Raw genomic sequence first — 25,373 nt, forward strand, 5'->3', positions numbered from 1 at the left:
CTTAGTCTTCAATGGCCGCTTTGCGGGAATTGATGCGGCGGATCACTTCCGGATCGAACTTTTGGCGTCTGTCGTAGGTATACAGCCCGTTCACTTCCTGCTCGACGTCATACAGCTGGGTATAACAAAATCCGAACATCATCGGGTGATCGAGCAGGGCGCTCGTCAATCCCTCGTACCGCTTGAGGAACGCATCGATGGATGTCGGCCGGTCGCCGTAACCCCATGCCTTGTCGTCCTTTTGGTCGGGGTTCCACCAAATGCCGCCGTATTCGCTGATGAAATAAGGCTGCCCGCCGTAGGTCTGCCGGTTCGGAAACGTGTTATACACTTCTCCGCCGGTTTTCATCGGTTCGTATCTGGCCCGGAACGTCTCCGGATTCTGATCGTAATCATGGAGATCAAAAATATCCGTCACGACATGGAAGTTGCCGCTGGTATCGATCACCGGACGCGTCGGGTCCAGCCGCTTCGTCGTCTCGTACACGATGCGCAGCACCTCGTCGTCCTGCTTGGCGCCGTCCCGGTCCCAAGTCTCGTTGAACGGGCACCAGCCGATGATCGCCGGGTGATTGAAATCCCGCTCCACGCCTTCCATCCATTCAGGCAAAAACCGCGATAAGCTTGCGGTCGTGGTAATATCCAGCCCCCAGTTGGCATGCTCTCCCCAAACGAGGTAACCGAGCCGGTCGGCCCAATACAAGAAGCGCGGCTCGAACATTTTTTCATGGAGTCTTGCGCCGTTGAATCCGAGACCCATCGAAATTTCGATATCCTTCCGCAAATCCTCGTCCGTCGGCGCGGTATAGACGCCGTCCGGGTAAAAGCCTTGATCCAGCACAAGCCGCTGGAACACCGACTTCTCATTGATCCGGAACGCCATGCCGTCCAGCCGCACCGTCCGCAGGCCAAAATACGAATCGACCGCGTCGACCGTCAGGCCCTCCCGGCCGAGCGTCAGCTTCAGGTCGTACAGCCGGCCGTTGCCCGCCTCCCACAAATGAACTTCCGATAAAGGCAAGGTCAACTTGACGCATGGCCCTTGCACCACGGCCGCTGCTTTCCCGACGGCTTTTCCGTCAAAAAAGGCGGAAGCCTTAAGCTGCGCGCCGGAGGCGCTGCCGCTGACCTTCACTTCCAGATGCACGCAGGCATTGGCCGGATCAGCCACCGCTTTCATGTCCGACAGATAGGCTTCAGGCACCTGCTCAAGCCATACGGTTTGCCAAATGCCCGTCGTGCGCGTATAGTCGCAGCCTTGCGAATGGAAGCTTCCGCTCTGCTTGCCGCGCGGCTGCCGTCCCGAGCGGACGTCGTCCTCCGCGCAGACGGTCACGATGTTGGCGCCTTCCTTGACATGCGGGGTAATATCGAAGCTGAACGAGGAATACCCGCCGCGATGCGTTCCGACGGAGGTTCCGTTCACCCACACCTCGGTTTCGTAGTCGACCGCGCCGAAATGAAGCAGGATCCTGCCGGTCATCCAATCCTTCGGCAAGGTGAATTCCCGCTTGTACCAAACCGCGGCCATGAAGTCTTTATACTCCACGCCGGACAGCTTGCTTTCCGGACAAAACGGGACGGTGATCGTTCCTTTGAGCGCATGCTCCGGCCGATGATAGCCGCGTTCCTTCCCGCTTTTGCCGTGATCGATTTCAAATTGCCAGGCGCCGTTCAAATTCAGCCAGCGGTCGCGCACCCATTGCGGACGCGGGTATTCGGGACGGGGGATCATGACGTTGGATTCCATTGAAAAAACTCCTTTTCGCATAGATTTATGTTATAAGTCAGCGTTGCCTTCCATAATGCGGCGGATCTCCTCCAGCGGCGCCTTCGGCCGCCTGTCGTAGGTGAGCAGGCCGTTGATCTCCTGCTCCACGTCCGTCAGCTGGGTATAGCAGTATCCCTGAATCACCGGGGATGAGAACATCGGAGCGACAACCGCCCGGAGCCTTTGCAGGAAATCCTCCTCATTTTCGGCGCCGGAATATCCCCAGCCATCCCAATCGCTTTTTTTGTAGGCGATGCCGCCGAATTCGGACACCAGGATCGGCTGGCCCTGATAGGACGCCCCGCCGACGAAAATCCGCCGTCGAGCCGGCATCGCTTCCACCGCGGCGGCCGCCGAAGCATATCGTTCCTCCAGCACTTCCCGGCGGCTCTCGTAATCATGGATCGTGACGAGATCCGTGGTCATATGCTCCCAGCCGTCGTTATAAATGACCGGCCTCGTGTCGTCGAGCGACTTCGTCAGATGGTACATTGCCAGACCGTGCTGCTGCTGGCGCCGATCGACCAGAACGTTCGGAATGCCCCAGCTTTCGTTCAGCGGAACCCAGGCCACGATGCACGGATGGTTGTAATCGCGGTCCATAATCTCCTGCCATTCCCGGGTGAAGCGGCGCACATACGCTGCCGAATAATCGTAAGCGTTCGCCGCCTCGCTCCACAGCAGCAGCCCGAGCTTGTCGCACCAATAAAGGAACCGGGGATCTTCGGTTTTCTGATGTTTTCTTGCGCCGTTGAAGCCCATCAATTTCGCGAGCTCGACGTCCCGCCGCAGCGCTTCGTCGGAAGGCGCGGTGAGGATTCCGTCCGGAAAATACCCTTGGTCCAGCACCAGCCTTTGAAAATATGGGCGGTTATTCAGGCACAGGATACCGTCCTGGATGGACACCTTCCGCATGCCGAAATAACTCGTCACGTCGTCCAGCACCTCTTCGCCCTGCATCAGGCGGAGCCGGATATCGTATAAATTCGGCTTCTCCGGGCTCCATAAACGCCCCTGCCCATGATCCATGAAATCGTTCAGCCCGATCGACCGCGTCTCCTCCGCATGGTTGACGAAGTACTGATCCTCCGCCACCGCCTCGCTTTGGAAAGTTATGGTCACCTGCAGCCTTAAATCGCCGGACGGCTTCCAGCCCTGCACGAAGGTGGATAACCGGATTTCATTGCGGTCGATGTCCGGCGTAAGCTTGATCTTGTCCAGATGGGCCGGCGCCAGCGGCTCCAGCCATACGCTTTGCCAGATGCCGGTCGTGCGCGTGTAAAAAATGCTTGCCGATTGCTCCTGCCAGTACTGCTTTCCCCTCGGCAGCGTCACGTCCCGGCTGAAATCCTCCGCTTTGACCACGAGGATGTTGCCATGATCGGCGAGCGCAGGCGTAATATCCGCTTGGAAAGGCGTATGGCCTCCCTCATGCACGGCCACCAGATGGCCGTTCACCCACACCTTCGCCGCATAATCCACGGCGCCGAAATGGAGCATGATCCGCCTTCCCCTCCAGTCCGCCGGAACGTCGAAGCCCCGCCGGTACCAGACGACATCATGGAATGACGGGTCGCCGATGCCGCTCAGTTCGCTTTGAAATGTAAAGGGGACCTGTATTTCCTTCGTAAACGAACCGGCTTTATTTTCCAAATACCATCGTTCGTCCTCCCCGACGACTGCATCGTCAAACTCGAATGCCCACGCTCCGTTCAAACTGACCCATTCCTGCCGCATAAATTGCGGTCTGGGATATTCCGGGCGCGGCGGCGCTTTGCTGCATTGTTCCCCCATGTGCCATTCGCTCCTTTGGTTAACTAGAAAGTTAATTAATTATTTTAGAATGAGTCACTGAATTCTCACGTAGATATTAAAATAAACGTGATATATAGTCAACGAAATTATTATTTGATTAATTAAATAGTTATCTAAATGATCCACGTCCGTTTCCTGCCGGAGGTGGATGAGCGGATTACCGGCGGCGCCTGCCTGTTCGGCAGGTAATTCGGCAGCGACGGACAGGGTATTCATGTCCCGCATCCGCATGAAGCAGCAGACATAGGCCAGACGGTCATGTTTTTCGGAACATGCCGTTTGGCCTGCGCCTCTGTTCTGAAGCTCTTTTCGCGCACCTAGCCTTTTATTGAGCCTACATATACACCTTTGACGAAATACTTTTGCAGGAACGGGTACACGAGCAGAATCGGGATCGTCGAGACCACGATCATGCAGTACTTCACGAGCTCCCGGTACGCGGTGGAGCTGCCCGCGCTGTCGATGACCACGCCGCCGGCGCTGCCCATCGTCGTTGCGGTCGAATCGTTCGCCACCAAAATTTCCTTCATCAGCAGCTGCAGCGGGAACAGGTTCCGGTCCTTCAGCAGCACCATGGCGTTAAACCATGAATTCCAGTTGCCGACCAGATAATAAAGGAAGATGACCGCCAGCGTAGCCTTCGACAGCGGCAGGATGACGTTCCAAAGAATCCGCGCCTGGCTCGCGCCGTCGATCGTCGCCGCCTCCTCCAGCTCCAGCGGAATCGCCTGGAATCCCGTCCGCAGAATAATCATGTTCCAGGTGCTGAGCGCCGTCGGCAGGATCATGGCCCATAAATTGTTGTACAAGCCGATATCCTTCATGAGCAGGAACCACGGAATCAGGCCGCCGCCGAAAAACATCGTCACCGTGATGACGATCATGATGATGTTTTTGAAATAGAGATCGCGGCGGGATAAAACATACGCGCCCAGAACGGTCATCACCATGTTGACGAGCGTGCCCAAGCCGACGTAAATCATCGTGTTTCTATATCCGACGAGCAGGCTGTTGTCCTTGAAAATCAGCTTGTAGCCGTCAAGCGTAAAGCCAAGCGGTTTCAGCAGCAGGCCTTTATGGGCGACAAGCTTGGCCGGATCGCTAAAGGACGCAAATATGATATGCAGGATCGGATATAGACAAGCCACCGTCAGCATGGTCAGCAGCACGTAGTTGACGACGTCGAATACCCGGTTCCCGAACGTTTTGCGCTTTCTCATTTTTTGGTCTCCTTCCTACCACAAGCTGACTTCGGAGTTTCGCCTTGCGATCCGGTTCGTCGCCCAGAGCAGGGCAAAGTTCACCACGGAGCTGAACAGCCCTACCGCCGTGGAATAGCTCAGGCTGGCCTCCCTTAAGCCCCGGCGGTACACATACGATGCGATGACGTCCGCCGTATCGTAGGTCAGCGGATTATAAAGAAGGATGATCTTTTCATAACCGGACGACATGAGCCCGCCGATGGCAAAAATAAACAAGATGACGATCACGGGACTGATCTGAGGCAGCGTGATATGCCACATCTTCTTTATTCTTCCGACGCCGTCGATCTCGGCCGCTTCGTACAGGGCCGGATCGATCGAACTCATCGCGGCCAGGTAAATGATGCTTTCCCAGCCGATGCTCTGCCAGATGCCCGAAAACGTATAGATCGCCCTGAACATGGACGAATATCCGAGCAGCGACGAGTAATCCTTGCCCGTGATAAACTGCAAAATCTGGGTGATGATGCCCTCGTCCGCCGTGAAGATATGAATCATGCCGCAAACGACCACGAGCGAAATGAAGTGAGGCATATAAGTAATGGTCTGCACCGTCTTTTTGAACTTGCCGTCCCGCGCCTCGTTCAGCATCAGCGCCAGAATGATCGGAGCGGTGAATCCGAACGCGATCCCCCACACGTTCAGCAGGAGCGTGTTTTTAACGATCCTCCAAAAATATGGCCCTTCAAAAAAATCGATAAAATGCTTTAAACCCACCCACGGACTGTCGGCGAACCCGAGCAGCGGCTTGTAATCCTTAAAGGCGATCAATATGCCCCACATCGGTCCATAGCAAAAGACCAGAAACCATGCGACCACGGGAACGGCGAGCATGTAGACGAACCAGTTCTTTCTGAAGTCCTTTTTGATCACATGCCCGGTCTTCCGTTTGGGGCTGGGCGCCGTCATGCCGCGGCCATGTTCCCTGTTTTTCCGTAAAACCACCATCGTTCTGCCCCTCCTTCGCATCTCTTCGTCTTCCTCTTTCTCCGATTCCAGCACAAGCGATTTCCTTCGGCGGACGGCCATTCCCTGATTGGACGGCGATGAAGGTCCGAGCCATCCGCGGCGACCGCAGACGGCTCGGCCTTGAGAGAAACCGGCGCACGCATGCACCGGCTTCCCTGCCCGTCGCTATCTCTGGTTATAGCGGTCAAGAGCGGCCTGATGGATGCTCAGGAACTCGTCCAAGCCCATTTTTTTGGCTTCACTCAAAAACTTGTCGTAAGCGTCAACCGGCAGCTCGCCCATGATGATTTTGGCGAAATATTCGCCCCGCAGCGTCGACAGCTGATTGCCCAGTTCCGCCTCGCGCGAAGCTTCCTCCTGCGTAAACGTGATCGGCGGCACGGCCATGCTCGTGTCCATGTTCTCCGTCCAATATTTCCGGATTTCGCCGGAATAACTTCCTTTGGCGACGATCAGCGGATTGGAGTTATGCTCGTCGCGGATATCCGGCCAGCTGTGCATGCGGTATTTGAGGAGCGTCGTCGCTACGGGCTGTCCGTCCGGATCTTTGTAAATATAGCTGTCCTCCGGGAAATACGGCTTGCCGTTTTCGTCGATCAAATGCATCGTGCCGTATTCGCCGTAGTTCAAGATCTCCCAGCCTTTTTTGCTGTAGTTGAAATCAAGCCACGCCATGGCTGCCTCGACGTCCTTGCACTTGGTCGTGATCGCGGCCGCGCGGCCGGTTCTTTTGAAATTTTTATACGTGGTCGCGGATTGATCCCCGGCATTCAAGACCGGATTCAGCGCCCCTACGAAATCGATGTTGTTTTGCTGCTTCCAGTAGCTCCACATCGTATCGGGAGAGTCCATCATGACCGCGGTTTTGCCCGAGATGGCGCTCGCCATGCGCTGGTTGAAGTCGGCGGTTGCCCAATCGCGGTTCAGGAGCCCTTCCTTGTTCCATTGCTGCATGGTGGCCAAATATTCCTTGGCCTTCGGCTGGGCCGGTCCCCACGCCACCTTTCCGTTGCCGTCAAGGAAGGTCCAATCCCACACGCCAAACGCCCCGTTGATGATGCCGGTGAAGATTTGGCCGTACGTCGATCCGTAGTTCAGCGGCTCGCTATAGCCGACTTCCTTGCATTTTTTCAAAAACGCATGCCATTCTTCGATCGTGTTCGGCACTTCCATCCCCGTCTTTTCGAGCGCTTCCTTCTTGATCAGCATCCCGAACCAAGTCCATTCCGAATAAGGGGCGATGCCGTAAAACCCAAGCAGCTTGCCGCTGTCCGTCACCGTCGTTTTCCTTCTCGTTTCGTCCGAATTCCGCCATGCGGTATAGTTCGGAGCGTATTTCTCCATTTTGTCCGTCAGATCCAAGTAAGCGCCGTCGTTGACGCCCGCTTCAAGTCCGCCCGGATAACGTTCGGGATTGATGATGATGTCCGGCAGCTCGCCGGAGGAAATCATGAGCGTAAATGCGTCCGCTTCCTGACCGACCGGCGGGGTAATGAAATTGACCTTGATGCCGGTCAGCTTTTCGACCTGCTTCTGCACCGCATGATTGTTCATGTCCGGGATTTGAGGATCGGCGGGCATCCAGACGTTCAGAGTAACGTCCTTTTTGTAGGGATAAGCCGAGTAGTCTTGAGGAATCTTCTGTTCGAACAAATCTCCCAAATACGTATCGTTCATGGTGTTATTGACTTCGTCTTTTTGCTCTTGCGTCGGCGTTTTGTTGCCCCGGATGTTCGTGCTGATGTCCTTGAACTCCACCTTCTCCTTGTTGGCGACCTCCGTCTCCGGCGTGGCCGTTTCCGCCGATTCGTCCTTGCTGCCGCTGCAAGCAGCGGTCGAAATGACGATCGACGACACCACCAGCAAACTTAAAAGCCGTTTCGTGATTTTCCCCATGCAAATCCCCCCGCATATCGATTTTGGAATAATACCCGACCTCTCGTATTGCCTCATTTTCCATTTCCTGTATGTTCACACAAAGTATAATTTTGCCGCGATGTACTGTCAACGCTTTCATTTTGATTTTTTGTAATAAAATATTTTGATAATTCAAATGCACTTCGAATAAAAAATATACGAGATAACATATTCCAGATGGATAAACCTTTGGTGAATAAGGCCAATTTAGCAAAGAAGAGTTTGTTTAAGCTAATGAAACATGCACAGATCACCCATTTAGAACTATATAAAAAAGTCTAACTGTTACAATTTTCTTGTAACTATAGGCCTGGCAAAACCCGCCCCTCCGCTTGTCCTATTCGCCTGAAGGGAGCGGGAGAGCGTGCTCATCGCTGGCGGGTATCCCAAAATCCGGCGTGCCGTCCGGTTTCCACCCGAATTTTTGAATGCGCGTCGCCCGTAAAGCGGTATCTTCCCCGGGTGCGGACAATGCATGATAGACGATCCAGTCCTCCCGGCCGTCCGGGGATGTCGTGAAGCTGTTATGCCCCGTGGCATACACCTTATTCTCCACGCTCTTGCGGAAAACGGGCTCCGGCGATTTGCTCCAGGAAGACGGAAGCATCGGATCGGCCCCTTCGTCCATGGTCAGCATGCCCAGCGCATAATCCTCGGACCAGGTCGTGCTTGCCGAGTAGACCAAAAACAGGCGTCCATTGCGCCGAAGCACGACCGGACCTTCGTTAATGGCCATGCCCCCCTGCTTCTCCCAGGCCAGTGTCGGCGCCGTCAGAAGCGCATGCCCGCCGGTCAACTCGGTCGGACCCGCCATGCGCATAATATAGACGGCCGAGCCGTAATCGGGAAAATGCCCGTATCCGGCATACAAAAAATAAAGTTCTCCCCCCAGCTTCATCACGGTGCCGTCCAGTCCCGGAACCGGCGTCTGCAACGCGCCGCGCCACACCCACTGTCCTTGCATGGGATTCGCGCTTTCGTTTTCCAGTACACAGATCCGCCGGGTCGCGTCGCCGCCTCCGCCGCTCGCCGTGAAATAGACGTACCATTTTTCGTTCAGATAGTGGATTTCCGGCGCCCATAGCTCATGGCTGTATGCCCCTCCCGGCTCAGGTATCCATATCACCGTTCGATCCCCCTTGGCGATTTCGCTCAGACGGGCCGATCGGCTCAGTTCCAACCGGTCTCCCCTAGTGCACATGAAATAATAAAATCCGTCCGCATGCTTGTACACCCAAGGATCGGCCGACCCGGCCGCCACCGGATTGCGGAATGTCGTGGAATCGGTCATCGCTTCCCCATCTCTCCTTTCTCTTCGTCCCATGTTCAGGCTGATCGCTAAAGCCGAGGCCTTTGGATCTCTTGATCAGGATCATGCCCCCCTTCCATTTCTATTATCCGGGTGGCCGCGAAGCCAATCAATTGCGATATCGATTTGATTTCCTGCAAAAAAAGAATCACCTTGAATCGATTTCGACGGTCGAAAAAAAGAACCGCCCCGGGACGGTTCTGGTTCATGTCTATTCAACGCGCCTGTACTCGCCATTCGAGCGGCGTCACGCCGACCGACTTCACGAAGGAATCGTAAAACCGGCTGGAGGAGGTGAATCCGACTTCGGAGGAAATGGTCTCGATCGCTTTGTCGGTATGACGCAGCAGCCGCTTCGCTTCCGTCAGCCGCATATTGATGATGTATTGCTTGGGCGAGACGCCCACGGCTTCGGTAAATTTTTTGCGGAGATTGCTTTCGGACAAGTAATGCCGCGCGGCAAGCTCGCTGACGGTCAGCGCGGTATAGTAACGGGAATGGATCTCCTTCAGCACTTCCTGAATGATGTTCCGGTCGTTTGCGCCGTTTGGTGCCGGCAGCTCTTCCGCCCGGCTTCGCTGAAAGAGCGTCAGCGTCGTCTCGAGCGCGAGCCGCATCAAATTATACGCATCCATTCCCGGCTCGCCTGACTTCCATTCCATTTCCAGCTGCGACAAGCACATATCCGCCCAGCGAAGCCGGTCTCCATTCAGATGGGCCCACTGAATTCGATGCGGATTGCTTTCACGGGCCGCAAACAAATGCCGGCAGTGCACCGGCAGCTTGTCATGGTTAAAGTGCACGGAAATGCCCTGCCAAGGCTCGGTGCTCACGAAACCGTGATGCAGACCGGGAGGAATCAGGATCAGGTCTCCCGCGGTTACCTTGATATTCTGTTCAGCCGAGCTGTAGAACCCCTCTCCTTCCAAAACAAGCGTCAACTCATCGCTTGCATGCGCATGCGACATAAAAAGGCCTTCTCCCTGCTCCAAATGAAACATATGGGGTTTGAAGCGCTCGATGCTGACAATGAACTGCAACTCATTCATATCCATCTCCCGCAATCCTTTCAGGCATGGCTTTGCTTGGCTGCTTTGGCTTCAGTTTTCTTCCTCCCGGCCTGAAGCCATCGCGTATTTGACGTACATCCGAATATGCTGCTCGTGATCCCCGAATTCGCGGCCGAACAGGTTGACGCCGCCCTGGTTTGCCGCGTCCGGACGAATCCCGATGCGCAGCCGCAGCTTGGGGCTTTCCGACAAATTCAACTGCCGCAGCGTGACGTCGGATACCTTCTCCATATCCAGCGTCGTTTTCTCATTGTCTACCCGCCAGGTTTTCAAAAGCCCGTACTTCGTTGACCAGTCATACCACCACTCCGGGTTCAGCTTGCCGGGGCGGTCGCCGAAATCGCCCGGGCTTGTCCACATCCCGATTTCGACGCCGTTGACCCAAACCGAAATATCGGACGGCCATTCATCGTTGTAGTTCGGAACCTCGGAGCACATCTCCATCGACAGCTCCAGCGACTCGATATAGGCGCCCTCGGGGATGTCCATCGGCAGCAGGTATTCCACGTACCCTTTGGCAAACCAAATGATCTGTGCGTCGATATGCTTCGGATGATAAAAGCTTGCCGGGTCGTCCTCCTTCAAAATCATGCTCTCGGCGCTGGCCATGCCGCAGGACGGCGCCACTTCGCAGTCGCTGTAATGGCCGATGGGCATTTCGACCTCGTAGTTGTTCATATCGCTCATGGACAGCGATTTGAAGCGGTTCAAAGCGATAAAAATGCCGTCATAATTGCGGCTGCAGACCTTCATGGCTCCGCGGGAAGCCGGCAGCATTTCCGTATGTATCAGCTTGGCCGCTTCCAGCACCTTCACGTGATTCGCCACGGTCGACACGGGCAAGTCCAGCGCTTCGGCGATTTCGATCACGTTGAGCTTTTTGGTATGCAGCAGCTGCAGAATGTCAATCCGGGAACGGGTCGACAAGGCATGGGTGACGCTCACCAGCCTTTCCGGATCGTTAAAGCTAAGTTCCAGCACGAGTCCGCTCTCCTTTATACAATTAAATTACAACAATTTTACTGAATAATCCGCGCCATGACAATGACGCGCGCCTGACGGGCAAAACCGTCATGAACCATCTGTTAGAGGCAGAATGATGTCGAACGTCGTTCCTTCGTGGAGGGCGCTGTTGATGTTGATTTCGCCTTTATGATCGCCGATGATTTTGTAGCACATCATCAGGCCAAGCCCCGTCCCCTTTTCCTTGGTGGTGAAAAACGGCTCGCCCAATCGCGGGAATTGGTTTTCGCCAATGCCGACGCCCTGATCGATAAATCGGATCAGGACGCCGCTTTCCTGCAAGAGGGCAATAATGCGGATCACGCCTCCGTGCGGCATCGCCTCAATGGCGTTTTTTAATACGTTTACGAATACCTGCTTGATTTCCATTTCCGAGCATTCGACCAAGGGAATGCGTGCTTCAACCTCCATCCTGATCTCGATGTTGTTCAGCGCGGCCTGAGCCTCCAGCAAGGTGACGACGCTTTGCAAAATACGGACGAGATTTTGTTTTTGGAAGCTGGTTTGGTACGGTCTCGCTATTACTAAAAATTCGTTCACGATGCTGTTGATCCGGTCGATTTCGGACAGCATGATGTCGAAATATTCCTCTTTGTTCACCCGCCCGGATTGCATGATTTGCAAAAATCCGCGCAGCGAGGTCAGCGGGTTCCGGATTTCGTGCGCAAGTCCCGCGGCCAATTGGCCGACGGCATTCAATTTATCGGCTTTCCGGTAAAAGTCCTCCGATTTTTTTTGTTCGGATATATCCCGGGTAATGCCGGTGATGGCGATGATGTCGTCCTTGGCGTCTTTGATGGGGGAAAGCGTCAAAAAAACATGAATGGTTTCGCCGTCTTTTCGCGGCCTCACGGTTTCAAAATGGATCACTTTCTCATTATGCAGATGCTTGAAAATTTCCTCGAACCGGTTCTCCAGATGGGCCGGAAACATGGGCGCCTGCTTCCCGAGCAGTTCGCCTTCCGACCAGCCGTAAATTTTCTCGAAAGCATGGTTTATCCGAATGACTTTGCCGTCGGTATCCATAATGCAAATGCCGTCGACGGAGCTTTCGTATAACGATTCCAGCAGTTCTTTCGTTTCCCGGAGCTCTTGTTCGCGGCTCTTCAGTTCCGTAATGTCGACGCAGGAGGCGATCACTTCGACGACCTTTCCGAATCTTTTGACGGGCTGCAGAGACACCAGATAAAATACGCCGTGAAACACGCTTTCGTAAATGATCCCTTCCTTCCCATGCCATGCATCCCGGTAAAATGATTCTTTGTGGGCGGCTATGTCGGCGGGATAGAAGTCCTTCAGCTCTTTTCCCGTGACCTCCTGAGGAGTCAAGCCAATTTTGGATAACAGCCGCCCGCTGCAAAACGTATGTATGAACCGTCCATCTATTTTTTTGACTTTAAACGTCATGCCCTGCTGCTCGGACAACATTTCGATCAGTTCCGCGGAAGAATACTCCAAGAATTCACACGGCGGTTTCCCCATCTGCATCCACTCCCATCGGCCAATAATAAAATATTTACACTTCATTCGACGGTCGAACACCGGCATCCTTCCGGAAAAAAATTTAAAAGCGGCGGGATTGCGGAAAAATGAACCGGCAGCGGAGGAAGGCGACCGATTTCAATTCGGCCCGGCCATGTTATAATAATCGCAAGGTTGGGTCGAGCTTGAAACGGCGCCATCATCGGCTGGGAATGCACCTGCAGAGAATGGCAGCACAATTAATCGTTATGGGTGTGAAAAAATGGAAGTCAACCAGGCAGGATTCAAAGAAAAAAAACCGTTATATATCAAGGTCTACGACGAATTATATAAACAGATCATGAACGGCACCTATCCTTGCGACAGCCAGCTGCCGACGGAAACGGAACTGGCCAAAACATTCAAAGTAAGCAGGATGACCCTGAGACAGGCCTTGGCCCTTTTGCAGGATGACGGATTGGTCAAGAGCGTTCATGGCAAAGGAAGTTTCGTCACCAGACATCGGCAAGCGAACCAAACGGCGGGTTTGGAGAAAATCGGGAATCCGATCCATAAATGCCTGTCCGAACCCATCGACCGGATCGAATTGGATTTCCGGCTGGATTTGGAGAGCGAATATACGCAGGAAATTTTGAACCGCAAGGCCGCCGCCGTCGTCGCCATCGAACGATGGTACAAAAGCAAAGGCATCGCCGTCGCTTTTGCCTTTACGTTCATGGCGATCGAGACCGTCTCGGAATTGAATTTGGATTTGCAGGACACCGACCAGCTCCTGGATTTTCTCGAAAATAAAGTGTACGAAACGGCCCACTCCGCTACGCTTGAAATCAAGCGTTCGAGTGCGATCAATTCCCCTTCGCAAAAATACATCATCGCCGGAGGAGCCGACCAGTGCGACTTGATCCTGGAAAGCCTGTACGTCAATGACCAGCATCATCCGGTCCTCTATAATAAGTTCTATATTCCCGAAGAGTCCAGCGTCATGAAAATCAACGCAACCAAATAAGCATTCATTCCGGTAACGGCATCTTCCTTTCAGGTTGATGCCGTTTTTTGTTCTTCTCCTTCCGGCACCGGCGCTTCGTCGCCGTAATTTTTAGTTGCTATCCAGGTCGTTTGTGTGGTATTTTATCAAAGTACAAATTAGACAACATACTATACAACTAAAAAAGTTGTTATAAGGAGAATGAGACCATGAACACGCAAGCACCTATCGAAACCCCTCATATCAAGCCGAACGGAGCCGAAATCGCCGAAACGATTCTCCTCCCGGGCGATCCTTTGCGAGCCAAATTCATCGCCGAGACCTACCTTGAGGATGTCGTCCAGTTCAACGAGGTCCGCGGTATGCTTGGTTTTACGGGCACGTATAACGGCAAACGGATATCCGTCATGGGGACGGGAATGGGTACGCCCAGCATGAGTTTGTATTCCTGGGAACTCATTCACGTGTTTGGCGTCAAAAACCTGATCCGGATCGGATCCGCCGGAGCCATTCAAGATCATCTGCATCTGAACGACATCGTTTTGGCCATGGGTTCTGCAACCGATTCCAATTACATGCATCAATTTCACCTTCCGGGGCATTATTCCATTACGGCATCTTTCGACTTGCTTGAAAAAGCCAAAAAGATCGCCGACGCAAAAGGCCAGCAGGTCCATGTCGGAAATGTTCTTTCAAGCGATATATTCTATAACGTCGATCCGACCGCACTGGAAAGATGGAGCAAGATGGGAATCCTCTGCGCCGAGATGGAATCGGCAGGCCTCTACCTGAATGCCGCCTACGCCGGCGTCAACGCCCTTTGCATACTGACCGTAAGCGACCACATCTTTAGACATGAGTTCCTGTCTGCCGAAGAAAGACAGACTTCTTTTACGAAAATGATGGAAATCGCCCTCGAACTGGCATAAATGTTGCGGGAAAGGAGATGTTGACCGATGAATACGACCGTGGATTTGCACGAAACCAAGGCTTCCTCCGCGAAGAAAGCGGTTCCCATTCTGCTCATATTTTTTGTTTTTTCCTTGATCATCGACAATTCGTTTAAACTGGTCTCCGTCGCGATTGCAAAAGATTTGGGCATTTCGACGACGGCCGTCAGCTGGCAGGCCACGTTGGCCGGTCTCGTGATCGGGATCGGCGCCGTGGTATACGCCTCCTTGGCCGACTCCGTCAGCATCCGCTCGCTGCTTGCCGCGGGCATCGCCTTCATAACCGCCGGATCCGTCATGGGGTTCGCGTTTCAGCATTCGTTCCCCATGCTGCTTGTATCCAGGGTCGTCCAAACCGCCGGGCTGGCTTCCGCGGAGACGCTTTACGTCATTTACGTCGCCAAGCATTTGCCTAAAGACGAGCAAAAAAGATTCCTTGGTTACAGCACCAGCAGCTATTCGTTGTCTCTTGTCATCGGCTCCCTTACAGGCGGGTTCGTCTCGACCTATCTGAACTGGGCGGCATTGTTTTTGATTCCTTTGCTGTCGCTTATTTTGCTGCCGCTGATCCTGAAGTATTTGCCGAAAGAAGAAACGAAGAAAAGCCGCGTCGACGTGATCGGGCTGCTTCTGATCGCTTTGATCGCCACCTCGGTCATGCTGTATATCACGGATTTCAACGGGTTGTATATCGTCATGCTGGCGGCCGCGGTCGTTTTGTTCCTTTTATATATCAGCAAAAGCAAAAACTCTTTCATCGACATAACCTTTTTCAAAAACAAACGATTCGTGTCGGTGCTGGCCGTCGCTTTCATTATTTATTCGGTGCAGCTGGGTTATATCTTCCTGTTCCCGTTCCTTCTTGAAAAGGTTTACGGTCTCCACCTGGACACGATATCGCTGCTGTTGATTCCGGGATACGTGACGGCGGTCCTCGTGGGCGCATCGGCCGGAACCATATCCAAATACCTCTCCAATAAGCAGGCGGTATCGGCAGCGATGATTATGATCGCGCTCAGCTTATTTCTACCGGCAATGCTGTACGGAGGGCCCGTGATCGTGTACGTCATCTCGATGATGCTCTTTTCCGGCTCCTTTGCCTTTATGTACGCGCCGTTGCTTGATACTTGTGTAAGCGCTCTACCATCGAGCCAATCGGGAACCGTGATCGGGTTTTATAACTTGACGTTAAACGTCGCCACCTCGATCGGGATCACGTATTCGGCGGCCATGATCGAATCGGTATCGTTCAAGATGATCTTGTCGGTCCTTGCCGTCATTACGGTTGCTGCGCTGCTCATTTACTGGCTTTTGATCGGAAGAACAAGAGAGACGGCATAAAGGCGGGCATTTATGTCCGCAGCGTTATATTCCAAACGAAAAAGAGGGCGAGGCGTATTCCAGCCTCTCCCTCTTTATTAATATAAGGAACTTCCGCGTGCCAATGACGATTATCGGTTCGCCTGCAAATATTCGTCCAAACGGTCCATCGTCTCCGTAAAACCTTGCTCCATCCCCATCTCGATGACCTTCTGAAGCGCCTCGGCGGATTCGTAAACGGCTCGGTTCACGAATTTCGTCTTGCCTTCGAATTCTTCAAAGGTCAACGTGATGACAGGTGCCGGCATTCCTTCCGCTTCATTGCCCTCCGCATCCGAGAAGTAATCGATGTACACGATTTTCTCGCCGTCAACGATCTCTTGGTAAACCGCTTTGCCCCACGATTCGAATCCATAAAAATCGCCCTGGTTTTTGTCGACGCATTTCATGCAATAATGCCAGCGGCCGCCCTCGCGAAAATCCACGTTGCATACGGTCACGTCCCAGCCGTGCGGTCCCCACCACGCCTTCAAATGTTCCGCTTGCGAAAACGCCTTGAACACCAGCTCGCGCGGGGCATCAAAAACACGCTCGACAGTAAGCACGTTGCCTTCCGCCTGAAAAGTCATTTGTCTCAACATCCTTGCATCCTCCCTTGGGTTTATCCATCCGATTTCTTCTCTTGGGACTTTAATTTCTGCAAATAAAGATCCAGTTGGTCAAGCCGCTCCTCCCACATTCGGCGGTAGTCGTCCAGCCACTCGTCCAACTCATGGAACGGCTCCGGACGAAGCCTGTAGTTCCGGCGGTTGGCGACAGCCTCGACTTCGACGAGCCCGGCTTCCAAAAGGACGCGCAAATGCTTCGAGGCCTGCGGCTGGCGAAGCTGCAGACGATCCGCAATTTCTCCTACGGTCAAAGGGCCGCCCTGCAGCAATTGAACGATATTCAATCGATTGGGTTCGGCTAATGCGCTAAATGTCTTGATTTCCATGATTCATGTTCCTTTTTTACTTTATGGGCCCAACGGAATTCATCCGCCTGCCGATTTCGGTCCTGCCCCCCGTTTCTATCCGTATTCCCTTGCTATGATCAAAATATACCACGATAGGAATATTCCTGTCAAGGAATAATGAAAATATTAAAACGGGATCGCATCCGTTTCCCCAAACGTCAGCGCCCTTGCGCCAATGACGAAAGGAAAGGTTTTTGGGGGACTTTATCGCCGCTTACCGCAATATACTGTGTGTAGCGATGATTGCATCGAACCCGATCCGCCGTAAAGCGGACGAAAACTTTGAACATGGGAGGCCGAATGATGCAAGAAAATAACGGTTGGTCAAAGGACATGCCGGCATCATTGCATTCGCAGACCGTCGGTGACCGGGGGCCCGTTTTGGAGCAGGACAACATGCTTCACGAGACGCTGGAAACCTTTATACATGCCAAAATTCCGGAAAGGCCCGTACACGTCAAAGGATACGGCGCATTCGGATATTTCCAGACGGTCCATTCCATGTCGGCGTATACCAAGCTTTGCTTTCTGCAAAATCCGGGCCAGCGGGTTCCCGTCACCGTGAGGCTTTCCTTTGCCGTCAGCACGAAAGGCACCCCGGACACATCCCGCAACGTCCGCGGATTTTCCACGAAATTTTATACGGAACAAGGCGTGTTCGATCTGCTCTGCAATCATATCCCCGTATTTTCCGTGCGGGATGCCATCCGCTTTCCGGAATTCATCGAAGCGTTCCTGCCCTCGCCGAAAAGCAATCTGACCGATCCCGAACGACTTTGGGACTTCGTCGCCGGGACGCCGGAAGCCACTCATTTTCTCGTCTGGCTCTATTCCGACATAGGCACGTTAAAAAACTTCCGTCACATGAAAAGCCATAGCGTAAATACTTACGTCTGGAAAAACGCGCAAGGCGCCCGCACCTATGTGAAATACCACTGGATCCCTTTTGCCGGCGAGAAGTACATCGATCGCCATGAAGCGGCCCGGCTGGCCGGCGAGGATCCCGATATTGCGGGCAAGGAACTCTATGAATCCATCGCGGCGGGACAAAACGTCGATTACGGGCTATACGTGCAGCTGATGAATCCCGACGACGCGGCAAATCTTCCTTACGATCCGCTGGATGCGACCAAACTCTGGGATGAGCGGCAATTTCCTTTGCAGCCGGTCGGCCGTCTGGTACTCGACCGCAATCCGGATAACTATAGGGAGCAGGTGGAGAAAATAGCCTTTTCCCCATCCAATCTTTTGGAAGGAGCCGAGCTGTCGGACGACAAGCTGCTGCAGGGGCGGGCCAACATTTATTGGGATTCGCAGCGCATGCGGCTCGGGCCCGAATTCCGCAATATCCCGGTCAACCACCAGAAAAACTGGACGCCCGCATCCTTGGTGACCAGCGGCAGCGGCAAATCGGTGGAAGGACGTCTCGAGCGGTCCGATCTGCCCAATCCGGACGATTTTACGCAAGCAGGCCAATTTTACAGCGCCCTTTCGGAGACGCAGCAGGACCATCTGGTGGATAACCTTGCCGCCGATCTGAAGGGCATATCCCCTGAAACGCAGCGCATCGTCCTCAGTCATCTAAGCCATGCATCACAGGAACTGGGCGAAAGAGTCGCCCGGCAAATCGAATCGTAGTTGCGGCCGTCGCAGCGGCATAACCTGGCTTCGGTTGGTTTTGCGCGCATAACCAAAAACAAAAACACCGGAAAAAAATCAAATCCGGTGTTTTTGTCATGCCAATACAAAGACACTCTTTCTATTTTTCTCGTTGTCCGATGCATGACACAACGGCATAAATTCATTAATGCATCGCCGCTGCCCGCTGCTTCAAATAGGCCGGAATCCATAACAACGCGAGCAGCAGAAACATGCCCGATACCCCGAAATAAAGATATTCGAAGCCATGCTCCTTGGCAATGAAAAAGTAGCTGAGCGTCGGGCCCAAGGCAGCGCCGATATCCTGAACCATGGAATAAAACGTCAGGAACGTCATGGATTCGGCGGATTTCGCGACATCGCCCGCCAAAGCGTCCATCAGGGTCGTCAAAGAAGTGGCGGCCGCCATGGATACAAGCGCAATGATGATCCAAGCGGCAAAAGAAAAATGAACGGAAAGAAAGGCATACGTCGCAAAAGCCGACAGCAGCGAATAAATCAGCAGCGGAATTCTCCCTTTGCCGCCGTCGGACCATTGCCCGATCCGGCTCGCCAAAAAAGGCTCCCATACCCACCGGACGGATTGCAGCAGACCGGATAAGGCCGTTACGCTGACAAGAACGCCCAACAAACCGATCGGATTGCCGAATTGATATTGGATCAGCGTGCTTAGGGTTGAAGGGAACACGCCCTGTATAAACATCGTGACAAAAAAACTGCTGATGACGATCATCCAGATGCGGCTTTTCGGCAGGGCCGACGGGCGTTTTCCGGCTATATCCCGTTCTTCGGCGCCAGACTGGCGAATGCCGTGGTTTGAAGCGCGCATGAGCAGCGGGATTCCGACTAAATTAGCTGCCCCGAACAAAACGGAAATGGCCTGCAGCCCGAATACCGGAGCCAAAATGCCTCCAAGCAGCATGCCTGCCAAGCTCCCCGTCCGATACAAGCCGTTGTAAATCCCCATCGCTTTGCCTTGGCCGTGTTCAGAGGAATGACGAACGACCGCCGCCAATCCTCCGATGCGAAAAAATGACCAGGCAATCCCCCACAAACACCGCAACAGCACCCACCCGGCAAAACCTTTAACGACGCCGTAACCGGCCGTTGTCAACGCACCCAAAATGATGGCGACGATCAGCCCGGTCCTTAAAGGTATTCGCCGGTATAACCAACCGACCACGGGATTGGCCGGCAAACGGATGAAACGGTTGATGGATAAAAGAAACCCGACCTCCCAAAGCGACGCAAGCCCGGCCTCCTTCCAAAAAATAGGCAAGGCAATGTACAGCATGGAATCGCCAAGCAAACTTAATGCCGTAACAATGGCAACGATCCGGATCGGATCCGGCTTGCGGCTTTCTTTTGTCTCCAAATTGGCTTCCTTCCCCCCATTCCCCTGTTTATTTAAAATCATTTTCACATAAGACCGAATTCATCATGAGGTACGGTCGTTCCTAATCATTATATATCTTATTTGGAAAAAAACAGCCCCCGGCACTTTGCCGGAGGCTCGGAAAATTCCGTGCTTTTTCATGCGGATGCCGTCTGTTTTTGTGCAGCAAGGAAAAAGCGTACAGCAAACAAAGCGGATGGAAATAATAACGATAATACTTAAAATCATGTCGCTCATTCATCATATGAATCAGCAAATTTTGTTCATCAACAAGCTGGAACCCGCAGTATTCAAGAACCTTTTGAGAAGGAATATTGTTGATCGCAGCTGTTCCAATGATATATGGAATATCGTACTTTTCCTGTATCCATCCAAGGGTTCCTTTTGCAGCCTCCTTAGCATATCCTTTCTCTCTGGCGTATGGGAGGATTCCATAGCCAAATTCAGGTTCATGCAGGTCATCATGTTCTTGTGCAGCAACCTGACCAAGAATTTCACCTGTTTCCTTTTCAAAAACACCTAAGCATATTGTTCCTGTTATAATATCCATCTTCTCATAATTAGAAAGGTGCCAATCAAAAAACTCTTTTGCTTTTGGCTTCTGCCTTTGCCAACCTCCATACAAATCCAAAAGCCTTTTAAATTGCTCAAAATCCTGTTCGCCAAAAGATCTGACGACCAGCCTTTCTGTCTCGATATAAACAGTGTTTAAATCACTCATTAATAAAACCTCTCTCAAAGTGTCTGTTTATTTAAAAGTATCCGCACTTACACGTTACCAAAAGTTTACGTTAATCCGCCCGTCAACGCAGCCGTAGTGCCAAAAGCCTAAAATTAATTCTTACCTTTCTGAACCGAATGGTTCATAATTATTTTGAACTTATCGGTTCATAATATAAGAAGAGGAGTTTTACTATGCAAACGACAAGCACAATGAATAAACCCTTAGCGGGCAGAAAGGCATTGGTCACCGGAGGAGCTCGAGGCATCGGCGCAGCAATCGTTAAACGGCTAGCAGGAGACGGTGCATCGGTTGCTTTTACTTATGTGAGTGCGCAAAGTAAGGCAGAGGAATTGGTACAAGAAATTAAAAGTGCAGGCGGCCAAGCTTTGGCGATTCGCGCGGACAGCGCTGATTTTGAGGCATTGAAAGGCGCCGTCGAAGAGACGATCCAATCATTTGGCGGTATTGATATTCTTGTAAATAATGCAGGCATTACAAGTTTAAAGCCCTACGACCAATTTACCTTGGAGGAATTCGATCAACTAGTTGCGGTTAACCTGAAGGCGGTATTCGTTGCCGTTCAAGCGGCCGCTCCACAAATGAAACCAGGCGGTCGTGTCATCAATATTGGCAGTGTTGCCGCCGAATTCAATCCGTTCCCAGGAAACAGCCTGTATGTCTCGACCAAGGCCGCTGTAGCCGGATTGACACGGGCGTTGGCGCGCGATCTAGCACCTCAAGGTATTACAGTCAACAATATTCAACCGGGAATGATTGATACGGATATGAATCCGGAAAATGGCCCCTATGCTTCAGGCGCACAAATGATTCCGTTAGGAAGATACGGAAAGGCATCCGAAATTGCAAGTATGGTGGCTTATATCTCTTCACCTGAGGCCGGCTATATTACAGGGGCAAGTCTGAATATTGACGGAGGCGGAAGCGTCTAACAGAAGTTAGTTTCCCAATGAAGGCTTGGTGAAAGAGGAACGATTTATGCAAGATAAAAGATCCAATCTGTCAGGAGGTCGGCTGCCGCCGATCTTCCCTAGCAGTTTGGATCTTTCTCATATTTCCGAAACCATGACAGATTTAAAACCATGTAGTAAAATAAATAATTATCTATTGAAAAGGGGAATTGGTTATGGCAGTCGGACGTCCTCGGGCCTTTGACATTAAACAAGCACTTGAATGTGCCCTGGAGATTTTTAGGGAAAAGGGGTATGAAGGGACATCATTGTCCGACCTGACCGAAGCCATGAAGATCAACCGTTCAAGCTTTTATGCGACCTTCGGAAGCAAAGAGAACCTGTTTCACATGGCGTTTGATTTATATATGAACGAAGGGCCGATTCAAGCTTCATTGGCTGCTTTAAACGAACCGACAGCCCGCTCGGTCATCGAGAAACTTCTTCGTGCAACCGCGGATTCGGTGGTCGATCCCGATCATTCTCCGGGCTGTTTAACGGTCAAAGGAGCCCTGGCGTGCAGTGAGGAATCTGACCCGATCAAACAATTGTTAACCAATCTACGCGTTGAAATTGAAAAAGCGCTCAGTACCCGGTTGGAGCAAGCCAAGAAAGTTGGGGATTTGCCCGAGCATACCGATCCTGTCGCTCTTTCCCGATATGTCGCAACTCTCGTGTATGGCATGTCGATTCAGGCCGCGAACGGGGCCAGCCGTGAAGATCTTGAAGACGTGATTACCATCACTTTGTCAGCATTGAATATATAAAAAATTTAAGCATCTTTTCAATAGGCAATCATTGAAAATGCTACTTGAGAGGGTTGTGACCGAGTAAGCGACTTAATTTGCACTATTTTTCAAAGTTCCAATTTGAAGGTTGTTGCAATCCTATAAAAACCCAGGATCGTCGAATAACCATTAAGGAAAGAAGCTGTAGATATCTCCGCTTGAATTTTTGTCCTTTATATGCCAGGAAAAATGCACCCCTTAGAATTCCATCGGATAACCTAAGGTTTTTTCCAATGTCTATTCTAAGGGATGCACTTCATAGTTTGATCAGTGGGTTATATAATTCAATTTTCTGGGGCGTTCATCGACGTATTCTTGTAATAACTTATTTTCGTTTTTGCTGGACTTTCATACCCCACTGTCAATCTCTCTTTGACTTAGGCAATTAACAGCTCAAAGTATCATTTATTGTATAAACCCCACCTTGTCCCTCTTCTACTAAATAAACATCAAAATCATTTGATCCCCACATGACAAATCTAAATTCCTTGCCCCGAGGAGCTCTCAAATGCACGGTTTTAAAAGGGCTTGCTGTATCGCTTAATTTGCCAAGTAAGGAAACTGTACGGTCTGCACCTGCTAATAGTAAACCTTTATCCAAACTTTCGGTATCGTTATAGAAATGAAGGATATGATGCGTATCAGCAGTATTGTCCGAAACGGCTCTGACGGATACACCGCCATCCACCGTGTTAGCAATGGTAAATCTTTTGCCATCCTTCAGTTCCAAGTAATGTTCATGCTCGGAAACATACCTTTCTACACGACCGCTTTCGAGGTTGTAAAATAAATCCGCTGATAGTGTATTGGGCCACATCCCATTAACCTCGGAACCATCCGCTAATGTCGCCTTCATGAAATATAGAATCGTGGTTTCGCTGGGCATTCTCCTTGTAGGTACCAGCTTTGCGGTAACATCGCTAATCCAGTTTTTTAATGCGCTGTCGTTTAGTTTCAAGTCCTCTGATCCCCACCCTAAACGAAGCAAAGCGATCTGAGCTTGAGATAAAGCATAATACATTCCTAGCTGAGGAATGATACGTTCAAATACCGTTATTGTTTTGGCAATGGCTGTAACCGTCTCGGATGCACCTACTGCCGTGTTTCCGTACATAGAACCGACTTCTGCTTTAAAATGAGAATCAAGGAACATAAGTGAACCTTCATTCTTGTTCAATGTAACTTTCAGTGTCGAGTATGCAGTTCCTTCATTAACAATCTCTAAAGCCCTGTTAAAGGCATAAGACTCTCTATACTTGCCTGTATCGGAAATTATACCGAATCGTCTCGTCAATAAATCATTTAAATTCTCAAGCAAAAGATCTTTATTAGCTTCATTGCTTATTGAAGCGGCGTCAAGACCCAATAGTCTGACAATCCCCTCAGGCTGGAAAGGGTCAACAGGATAGTTGATCGTTTTACCAAAGTGTTCTTTAAGTCGTTCAGATAATAATATCAGTTCTGACTTCAACAACAAATTGCAAAGAGATAACACATCCTCGTTCAAGTACATATATACGAAACTTTCATTTGCAATAATCGTTTCCAGAATATCCGCAAGAAACATATCGCCTACCAGAAAATCAGACCCTACTCGCAAAGCAAGACGACCATCATCAGAAAATCCAGCTCTAACAGGCGGAAGAGAAAGTTCAACATGATGATCTAACTTCAAAGCGATTCCAGGTTCCTTGGATGTATCATCATGTTTATCAATCGCTGACCTTAGTCTCATACTCATCTAAACTCCTTTATACATGACTCCTCTGTTGGGAAGGCTATTTCAAATGGTTGTTTGCTTGCTCTCTCGAGCAATCTCTCTTCGAACGATCGGTGCGACGCGGGTGCCAAACAACTCGATGGCGCGCAAGACTTCGCGATGCGGCAATGTGCCGATATTTAGATGTAAGAAGAAACGGTTCGTTCCTAGATTCTTTCGAACGAGAAGAATCTTCTCCGCGACATATTCAGGATCGCCAACATAAAGGGCTCCATCAATACTACGCGCAGCATCGTAAGATGTACGGCTGTATGGCGGCCATCCTAACACTTTGCCGAGTTCATTCATTTGAACCGACGTGTAAGGATAGTGTAACTCGGCAGCCTGCTTCGTTGTTTCTCCAACGAAGCCGTGTGAGTGTGTCGCAATTCTAAGTTTACTCGCATCGTGACCGGCCTCGGCGGCAGCTTGTTTATACAATTCGACTAACGGAGCAAATCTCTCCGGCATTCCGCCAATGATGGCGAAGACGATGGGCAGCCCCAGCGCTCCGGCTCGAATGGCCGATTCAGGGCGCCCACCGGTTCCGACCCACACCGGAAGCGGGTCTTGGACGGATCGCGGATAGACGCCAAGATTTTGGATCGCTGGTCGATGACCACCTCGCCATGTGACTTTTTCCGAAGCTCTAATCTTTAGAAGCAACTCAAGGTGTTCTTCAAACAATTCGCTGTAGTCATTCAAGCTATAGCCAAACAATGGGAACGAATCAATAAAGGATCCTCGACCTACCATAATCTCCGCCCTGCCGTTACTGATGCTATCCAACGTGGAAAAAGATTGGTATACGCGAACCGGATCATCCGAGGAAAGAACGGTAACGGCACTCGTGAGCCGAATTCGCTTGGTTAAAGCTGCAGCCGCTGCAAGAACTACGGCTGGCGATTCAGAGGCATAATCAAACCGTTGATGCTCTCCGATTCCAAACACATCAAGGCCGACTTGATCGGCAATAACGATCTCTTCGATCCCGTTCCGGATCCGCTCGGGATGGCTCATCCTCTTGCCCGTTACGGGATCCGGTGAGTTCTCTAGAAAAGTATTGATGCCTATTTCAAAGTTGTCTGTGAATTCAGCCATCGTTGATCCTCCTTCATTTCCTGCTGCAAATACCTTAAATGGGTTAATTGCTAATTGATGGTAAAAACTGCTGTAGATCGCAGGCAAAAA

At 51.6% G+C, this 25,373-nt stretch carries 21 protein-coding genes; 6 read left to right on the plus strand and 15 right to left on the minus strand.

All coding sequences use genetic code 11. The features are described from left to right. Position 1: 1 nt before the first annotated feature. The 9 genes from GQY55_RS09785 to GQY55_RS09825 all read right to left on the minus strand — a co-directional run bounded on the left by GQY55_RS09785 (position 2) and on the right by GQY55_RS09825 (position 12,618). Positions 2–1,750, minus strand: coding sequence for a glycoside hydrolase family 2 protein (locus GQY55_RS09785; RefSeq protein ID WP_160040706.1), 1,749 nt, complete (start codon positions 1,748–1,750; stop codon positions 2–4). 30 nt (positions 1,751–1,780) lie between these two features. Then, a complete protein-coding gene (locus GQY55_RS09790) occupies positions 1,781–3,565 on the minus strand; it encodes a glycoside hydrolase family 2 protein (RefSeq protein ID WP_160040708.1) in 1,785 nt (594 codons plus the stop codon). A gap of 338 nt (positions 3,566–3,903) precedes the next feature. Further along, entirely contained in the window at positions 3,904–4,806 is a 903-nt protein-coding gene (locus GQY55_RS09795) for a carbohydrate ABC transporter permease (RefSeq protein ID WP_160040710.1), read from the minus strand. A gap of 15 nt (positions 4,807–4,821) precedes the next feature. Continuing rightward, entirely contained in the window at positions 4,822–5,796 is a 975-nt protein-coding gene (locus GQY55_RS09800) for an ABC transporter permease (protein WP_160040712.1), read from the minus strand. A gap of 186 nt (positions 5,797–5,982) precedes the next feature. Further along, complete coding sequence (locus GQY55_RS09805) at positions 5,983–7,713, minus strand: extracellular solute-binding protein (protein WP_160040714.1); 1,731 nt, start codon at positions 7,711–7,713, stop codon at positions 5,983–5,985. Between the two features lie 358 nt (positions 7,714–8,071). After that, on the minus strand, positions 8,072–9,025 hold the full coding sequence (locus tag GQY55_RS09810; RefSeq protein WP_160040716.1) for a glycoside hydrolase family 43 protein: 954 nt from the start codon (positions 9,023–9,025) through the stop codon (positions 8,072–8,074). 233 nt (positions 9,026–9,258) lie between these two features. After that, positions 9,259–10,092 (minus strand): helix-turn-helix transcriptional regulator, encoded by an 834-nt coding sequence (locus tag GQY55_RS09815; RefSeq protein ID WP_236575518.1) that lies wholly within the window; start codon positions 10,090–10,092, stop codon positions 9,259–9,261. Positions 10,093–10,143: 51 nt separating this feature from the next. After that, on the minus strand, positions 10,144–11,094 hold the full coding sequence (locus GQY55_RS09820; protein ID WP_160040720.1) for an ArsR/SmtB family transcription factor: 951 nt from the start codon (positions 11,092–11,094) through the stop codon (positions 10,144–10,146). A 90-nt stretch (positions 11,095–11,184) separates the two neighbouring features. After that, entirely contained in the window at positions 11,185–12,618 is a 1,434-nt protein-coding gene (locus GQY55_RS09825; RefSeq protein WP_160040722.1) for a PAS domain S-box protein, read from the minus strand. Between the two features lie 262 nt (positions 12,619–12,880). Between GQY55_RS09825 and GQY55_RS09830 the strand changes: the two genes are divergently transcribed. The 3 genes from GQY55_RS09830 (at position 12,881) to GQY55_RS09840 (ending at position 15,894) form a co-directional block, all read left to right on the plus strand. Continuing rightward, positions 12,881–13,624, plus strand: coding sequence for a GntR family transcriptional regulator (locus tag GQY55_RS09830; protein ID WP_160040724.1), 744 nt, complete (start codon positions 12,881–12,883; stop codon positions 13,622–13,624). A gap of 188 nt (positions 13,625–13,812) precedes the next feature. Then, the gene (deoD, locus tag GQY55_RS09835; RefSeq protein WP_160040726.1) at positions 13,813–14,532 is read left to right on the plus strand and encodes a purine-nucleoside phosphorylase; all 720 of its coding nucleotides are present in this window, start codon (positions 13,813–13,815) and stop codon (positions 14,530–14,532) included. A 27-nt stretch (positions 14,533–14,559) separates the two neighbouring features. Continuing rightward, on the plus strand, positions 14,560–15,894 hold the full coding sequence (locus GQY55_RS09840) for an MFS transporter (protein ID WP_160040728.1): 1,335 nt from the start codon (positions 14,560–14,562) through the stop codon (positions 15,892–15,894). Between the two features lie 110 nt (positions 15,895–16,004). On the opposite strand, the gene GQY55_RS09845 is transcribed toward GQY55_RS09840, so the two are convergent. Together GQY55_RS09845 and GQY55_RS09850 are read right to left on the minus strand one after the other, a co-directional pair. After that, positions 16,005–16,514, minus strand: a complete 510-nt coding sequence (locus GQY55_RS09845; protein ID WP_160040730.1) for an SRPBCC domain-containing protein — start codon at positions 16,512–16,514, stop codon at positions 16,005–16,007. Positions 16,515–16,534: 20 nt separating this feature from the next. Next, positions 16,535–16,867 carry an ArsR/SmtB family transcription factor gene (locus GQY55_RS09850; protein ID WP_160040732.1) on the minus strand — a complete coding sequence of 111 codons (333 nt, stop codon included), beginning with the start codon at positions 16,865–16,867 and terminating at the stop codon, positions 16,535–16,537. Between the two features lie 324 nt (positions 16,868–17,191). On the opposite strand from GQY55_RS09850, the gene GQY55_RS09855 reads away from it, so the two are divergent. Further along, positions 17,192–18,526, plus strand: a complete 1,335-nt coding sequence (locus GQY55_RS09855) for a catalase (protein WP_160040802.1) — start codon at positions 17,192–17,194, stop codon at positions 18,524–18,526. A gap of 166 nt (positions 18,527–18,692) precedes the next feature. Here the strand turns inward: GQY55_RS09855 and GQY55_RS09860 are convergent, their stop codons facing one another. Together GQY55_RS09860 and GQY55_RS09865 are read right to left on the minus strand one after the other, a co-directional pair. Next, positions 18,693–19,922, minus strand: coding sequence for an MFS transporter (locus GQY55_RS09860; RefSeq protein WP_236575519.1), 1,230 nt, complete (start codon positions 19,920–19,922; stop codon positions 18,693–18,695). An 82-nt stretch (positions 19,923–20,004) separates the two neighbouring features. Then, the gene (locus tag GQY55_RS09865) at positions 20,005–20,664 is read right to left on the minus strand and encodes a GNAT family N-acetyltransferase (protein WP_160040734.1); all 660 of its coding nucleotides are present in this window, start codon (positions 20,662–20,664) and stop codon (positions 20,005–20,007) included. Positions 20,665–20,858: 194 nt separating this feature from the next. On the opposite strand from GQY55_RS09865, the gene GQY55_RS09870 reads away from it, so the two are divergent. Together GQY55_RS09870 and GQY55_RS09875 are read left to right on the plus strand one after the other, a co-directional pair. Then, positions 20,859–21,617: a 3-oxoacyl-ACP reductase family protein gene (locus GQY55_RS09870; protein ID WP_201452126.1), complete on the plus strand. Its 759-nt coding sequence runs from the start codon at positions 20,859–20,861 to the stop codon at positions 21,615–21,617. A 194-nt stretch (positions 21,618–21,811) separates the two neighbouring features. Further along, a complete protein-coding gene (locus GQY55_RS09875; RefSeq protein WP_160040736.1) occupies positions 21,812–22,402 on the plus strand; it encodes a TetR/AcrR family transcriptional regulator in 591 nt (196 codons plus the stop codon). A 406-nt stretch (positions 22,403–22,808) separates the two neighbouring features. Here the strand turns inward: GQY55_RS09875 and GQY55_RS09880 are convergent, their stop codons facing one another. Both GQY55_RS09880 and GQY55_RS09885 read right to left on the minus strand, forming a co-directional pair. Continuing rightward, positions 22,809–24,164: a hypothetical protein gene (locus tag GQY55_RS09880; RefSeq protein WP_160040738.1), complete on the minus strand. Its 1,356-nt coding sequence runs from the start codon at positions 24,162–24,164 to the stop codon at positions 22,809–22,811. Between the two features lie 42 nt (positions 24,165–24,206). Next, positions 24,207–25,283 (minus strand): LLM class flavin-dependent oxidoreductase, encoded by a 1,077-nt coding sequence (locus GQY55_RS09885; RefSeq protein ID WP_160040740.1) that lies wholly within the window; start codon positions 25,281–25,283, stop codon positions 24,207–24,209. Between the last annotated feature and the right edge of the window lie 90 nt (positions 25,284–25,373).

It is taken from the genome of Paenibacillus sp. USDA918EY (assembly GCF_009870825.1).
GTDB classification, from domain to species: Bacteria; Bacillota; Bacilli; order Paenibacillales; family Paenibacillaceae; genus Paenibacillus_AQ; species Paenibacillus_AQ albilobatus.